1 protein-coding gene and 4 pseudogenes are annotated in these 5,532 nt (G+C 52.6%); 2 read left to right on the plus strand and 3 right to left on the minus strand.

The features are described 5' to 3' along the window. Together AR540_RS08740 and AR540_RS26445 are read left to right on the plus strand one after the other, a co-directional pair. Positions 1 to 182: pseudogene (locus AR540_RS08740) on the plus strand (multidrug transporter); the annotation flags it as partial. A gap of 1,442 nt (positions 183 to 1,624) precedes the next feature. After that, a pseudogene (locus AR540_RS26445) lies at positions 1,625 to 2,116 on the plus strand (transposase); the annotation flags it as partial. A 438-nt stretch (positions 2,117 to 2,554) separates the two neighbouring features. Here AR540_RS26445 and AR540_RS08745 read toward each other — a convergent pair. The 3 genes and pseudogenes from AR540_RS08745 to AR540_RS24725 form a co-directional block, all read right to left on the minus strand. Next, entirely contained in the window at positions 2,555 to 3,667 is a 1,113-nt protein-coding gene (locus AR540_RS08745; protein ID WP_442963775.1) for a methyl-accepting chemotaxis protein, read from the minus strand. Positions 3,668 to 3,682: 15 nt separating this feature from the next. Then, positions 3,683 to 4,177, minus strand: a pseudogene (locus tag AR540_RS26450) (MCP four helix bundle domain-containing protein); the annotation flags it as partial. Between the two features lie 1,222 nt (positions 4,178 to 5,399). Continuing rightward, positions 5,400 to 5,532 (minus strand): annotated as a pseudogene (locus tag AR540_RS24725) (IS5/IS1182 family transposase); the annotation flags it as partial.

Here is a 5,532-nt window from a genome sequence, read left to right on the forward strand (position 1 = left end):
GCCAGGGCATCGACAACTACCTCACGGTGCTCGACGCCCAGCGCTCGCTGTACAGCGCCCAGCAGCAGCTGATCACCGACCGCCTCAACCAGCTCAACAGCGAGGTCACCCTGTACAAGGCCCTCGGCGGTGGCTGGCTGGAACGCAGCCAGACGCGACCGCCGCTGGCGGTCAAGCCCTGACGCCTGGTTCGAGAGACGCTGGCCCCGTGCCACCGCCAGCGCTAGGGTCTATGCCCGCTAGCGGTGGCCGCTGTCCGCTCGGATCGAAGTGGATGGCAGAGTTGCCGGGAGTGGCCGACGCCTCAATGAGCTCTTCGCCATCGACCTGCGCAGCCTGGCGCGCCAGTTGGCCGCCGGGATCGTGCCGACCTCCGTGTGTCCCTGTTCGGGCTCTTGCTGGCACTAAAAATGGCCCATGCGCCTCTTCGGCATTTCCTCAGACATTCCTTTCAGAGGTATAACCGCCGAGTTAGAGCGCCTACCGTTCAGCGCCCTTCCAATGCCGTCAGACAGATCGTCGGTGCGAGAAACGAATAGTTCGGTACGTTTCGCAATATAGGCGGCAATATGACGGCCAACTGCGTAGCTCTACTGATGATGCTGGTTGGACGTTAATTTGTCGTATAATGATGGGTTTTAGGTGGTGGGGCGGTTGGAAAGCCCAGCAACTGCTGTTCGGGGCATTCCTTCTTCTGTTCAATCCCCAAATGGTAGTTGCAGCCAACATGGGCAACGGACCTCGGGGACTGTTAGTCGGCGATTTGCTCTTGCGCGGATCGCTCTTAAGCGTCCGCTCCCTTACCCAGTCCACCGATATTCCCGTCATAGGCGGGTAGATTCAATCACCGGATAAGACCCGGCCGGGATTAGATATTAGCTACTTCGTCACGGACCACTGGGCCCTGGAGTTCCAGGGTAGTTTCATCGGGCGGAGCTATGCCGTGGCAGGGTTTAGGCTAGAGCGACTTGGCGCAGGTGTTTCTCCTCTTGGCGCCCCTGCCGATAGCCTCCGCTGCTCGGAAAATCGCACCGCCAAGGCCGTATCCACTGGCGAAGGGCCATCAGCTGATGTTCATTGGCGATGTCCCGAAAGAGGGTGAAGAGTAGCCGCTTGGCCGACTCCATCGCCTCGCGCTCACTATCGTAGGGTTCTTGATGCTCGTAGGCGCCTACCCGGAAGAGCCACTGGTGACGTGATTTGTGGGTGATCTGTGCCAGCTTGATCGGGGAAGGGCACTGCCGGCTTCGAAGACGATCTTGGGCTTCAGGGAAACGCCAGTCGCCGAGAGGAGAGGGATGTCAGCAGGATTGATCATCGGAGGTGCGTTTTGGGCCGCTTCGTCGTGCAGGGACGGCGGCAGGTGATGCCACTGCCAGTTTAGATCGTCGTGCCGATCCTTTCTAAGGAGTCGAAGAGGATTTTCGACTGATGCAATTGCCGCTGCGCCGCGATTTGGGCAAGGAATTACGCCGAATTGGCCGCAGTCTATCAGGGAGATATGAGCCGCTGTACAACGTAGCTCCCAAGAAGACAGACATGGCACGAGACGTTAACAAAGTCATTCTGTGCGGCAACCGAGTACGCATCTAATTCTGCCGAAAGTTAAATACGTTCGCCGACCATGGATACCAGGATGATCGATTCCACCATGATCCGCGCTACACGAGCCGCCTCGGGAGGCGGAAAAAAGGGGCCCGGACGAGCCGCTAGAACAGGCGCTGGGCCGCGTAGCCATGGTGGGCTAGGTACCAAGCTCCATCTGCTCTGTGATGCCCGGGGGTCGTGGCAGATAAGGGGTACGACAGCGAAACACTCCGGCGTCATTGCGACCGTGTCGGCATTCACCCGGTCATCGCTCGACGCAAGATGTATCGTAAGCCCCGCCCAGGCTTGCCACGGCTCTTCGCTCAACCTACGTACCACCCGCCTAATGTGATCGAACGCCTGTTCAGCTGGCAAGGAAAAACGTCGGCTCTGCGTCCGGTTCGCCAAGCTGGCCGGCAGCCTCAAGGCGGTGGTCACTCTGGCCTGTATCGATCGCCGTTGGCGCGTCGACTTTTCAGACAAGCCTAGATATCCTTTTCCTGATTTGCGATTGTGGATTTATAACTGAAAACCCCTAAAGTCCCGGCCAGCTCTAATGCTAAAATAAGTACCAGCCAATAGTGTTGTCAGGAACTGCCCTAAAAATAAATGCTTTTGAAATTCCCAAGCGTCCCGCTGATCTTTCATGATATCGAAGACGTCCCGATGTTACTGAATTATTATCCTGTGGGTGCTTAAGATTTCTGTCTGCCTCGTCGAAAAGTGCGATCACGCACTTCATCATGTGTAAGAGCTCCTATAAAGCGCCCTTGCTATCCGATTGCTCTTTCGCCACTAGCTCGCGCCAGTACAAAATGGATGGACTCGCCGGCAGCAAGTCCGTCCAAGATATCGAGTTTTAGAATCTTCAGTAGGTATTGTCGTCGCGAGTCGTCGATACTACATATTGGTCGAGATCCGGCGCGCCCCCATGTTACTAACTAGTAACATACAAGTGCTCAGATTTCTATCGGATCCGAAAGTTTGCGACGACGCCGTTCAATTGGCTCGCCAGCTGATTGAGTGCCTCGCTGGAACGGGTGACCTCTAGCGCAGACTCATTCGATTGGACAGATAGGTTGCGAATGTTCAGCAGGTTTTGATCAACTTCGCGGGAGACCTGCGCCTGCTCCTGGGCTGCGCTGGCGATCACCAGATTAAGCTCACTGATTTCACCTACCGAGCGGTTAATAAGTTGTAGCGCAGCGTTGGCCTTTGCCGCTGCGTCCAATGTGGTCCCGGCTAGGTCTACGGCTGCATCCATGGCGTTTTCTGCCTGAGAACTACCTTCTTGGATGCTGCTGATCAATTGTTCAATCTCCTGAGTAGAAGCTTGGGTCCGATGAGCCAACGCACGTACCTCATCAGCTACCACAGCGAAACCTCGCCCTGCCTCTCCCGCACGTGCCGCTTCGATAGCTGCATTTAGCGCTAGCAAGTTGGTCTGATCGGCCAATCCGCGGATAACGTCGACCACTCGACCCACGCCGTGGGCCTGCTGTGCGAGACGCTCAATTAACAGGGCTGTGTTACGCACCCCGTCGCTCATATCGCGAATTGCCTCGCTGGTGAGATGAACCTGTGACTCGCCTTCCTTCACTGAAAAAGCCGCCTGTTGTGAAGAGCGGGAGGTATGTTCGGCATTGCGCGCTACTTCTTCTACCGCGCTACTCATTTGCGTAACGGCGGTTACCGCTTGATCGACCTCATTTCCTTGTTGTGTAAGGTCCTTGGCATTGAGGTCGGTGATGCGGCTAAGGGTAATGGACGATTCTGCAACAGCATGAGCTGATGTGGATATCTGGGTAAGGGTTACGCGCAACTGTTGCTGCATCTCACTTACGGCTGCCATGACGCTTCGTTCGGCGCCCCTGCGTACTTGAATCGCATTTGTCAGATCGCCAGCGGCAATAGAACGTGTAAGGTTTGCTACAACGCTTGGCTCACCACCTATTTGAGACATAATGTGGCGAACGATCAGCCATCCTAAAATACAGCTTAGCAATGTAATGATGCCGATAGCACACATAGCTGAGTAGAGGCGATTACGAGTTTCTTCTATCTGATCGTTAAGGCGCATCTCCGCTCGGGCGACACTGGTACTACGTAGTTGTTCAAGCGCGGGGAAAATACGGTCTGCATTGGGCTTCACCAGTTCCCGATTTACAAGGGCAGCTTGAGTCAGATCCCCCTGCTCGATGACCGCAGTCTGTTGGCGCATGCCATCGCGCAATAGTTCGTATGTTGCCTGTAGATCCTTAATCATCGGATGTTGGGGCGATTCCATTAGCTGTCTGTCCAGCACCCTCAGGGATTCCTCTACCCGCTTGAAAGCTGCTTCATTTTCAGTTTTCCAGCGGGCGACGCTCTTTGGATCGCCAATGGCTATCATACGCAAAATATTAATATCGATACGCGTCAGCGTGCCATCGATCTGGTTTATCGTATTGGTAGGAAGAAAGTCTTGATTGAATAAATAGCCAGCATTCTCGGTGGATGCCCGCAGCTGATTAGCCAAAAAAACGGCCAATATTATGAACGATACTACGATCACAGCGATGGTCGACATTAGCTTGCTTCGAACGCTCATAATATTGCTCCTATTTAGACGGCCATTACAGGTCCGCCATGTTAAGCTGCCGAAACAGCCGTTTACTAAAATCTGTCTACTAGAAAACCATATCTTTGGTAATTGGCTTTCCTTGGTTTTATGTCAGGCAGCAATATGCAAAATTTTTGCGACAACTAACAAGTAAGTGTCTGACTCTTGATGATGGGTTGAAATCAGCCAGTGCGATAATAAGAAGGCCAAAGGACGATTTTTAAATGATTTTTAAATGATTTTTTGACTCAAGTGATATGGTCTTTCACAACTGATTCAATGATTTTTAGTGAGCATTGCTATATGGTTGCTAGCAGGAAGAATTGTAAAGGATGGCTTCTCAGTCATTGTGCCACTTCAAATCAGATAACAATCATGACTCCAGCCCGCTTTGGATAGTGTTGTGATTTTTACGCTCAATTTATCAGGTACTTAGTTTTGATTTTTTATAAACCAAAATCAAGCTTTACTTTCGGATCACGCGCCCCAATTTAGGTGCATAAATAAGAAAAATTTATAGTAAGACAAACTTTGCGCGGGTTGTGCGGTGCGATCAACCCACGGCGTTTGACCTAATATAGCTGCGAAAAAGGTTGGCGAATACGGATTTTAAATTTTTCTTTATAGTCTTACTATTTCAGAAATGTGACATAAATATTAGGTTCTGTACGAAAAGTCGCCGAGCGAAGGTCAGGCGAGGCGAAACGACCAACGGGAGTAACAGCCAAAGGCTGGCCCGGAGGGTAAGCGCTAGCGAATCAAAAGGCTGAGGAAGCGGAGTTTACGAACGGTAAATGAGCATTCCGAGGCCTTTTTCAACGAAGCATTACCGAGCGCAGGCACTTTTCGTACAGAACCTAAGGCTCGAGGTCTCCTCATAGGAAATCCTCAGCGTGATTAATGCGCAGGATAAAAATGTATGCTTGGGTTATGAAGCCCGTCTGGCGGAAGTTATAAAGAGCTTGTCCGAAAGCTGACGCGCTAGCAGCGATCTATACAGACTAGAGAGACCATTGCTTTGAAGCTGCTAGCCAGACAGGTAGGAAGGAAAAAGGGGGATGCGCAGTACCAGGCATAAGGAATGGCTGGTACAGGAAACGCGATCAGGTGGGCTCGGTCAGCGGGAAACCATATCCAGGCCGCTGGAGGTTGAAAAAAGGTTTGCCTGCGGATTCCCGGAGTGTGAGTCAGGTAAGGTATCTCAACGCTGCTAGGCTCTGTACGAAAAATACTGGCGCAGACAGCGCAGCGTGCAAGCGAGCGTGACCATCGCCGCGAAACTTTTTGCCAGCTTGTCGTAGCGAGTGCCGATCCTGCGACTCTCCTTCAGCCAGCCGAACATC

Source organism: Pseudomonas sp. EpS/L25 (assembly GCF_001512295.1).
Classification (GTDB): Bacteria; Pseudomonadota; Gammaproteobacteria; order Pseudomonadales; family Pseudomonadaceae; genus Chryseomonas.

Excerpts from the sequence above, each read along its gene's own strand:
- AR540_RS08745 (WP_442963775.1), bottom strand. The coding sequence starts at position 3,667 with ATGCGCCTTAACGATCAGATAGAAGAAACTCGTAATCGCCTCTACTCA.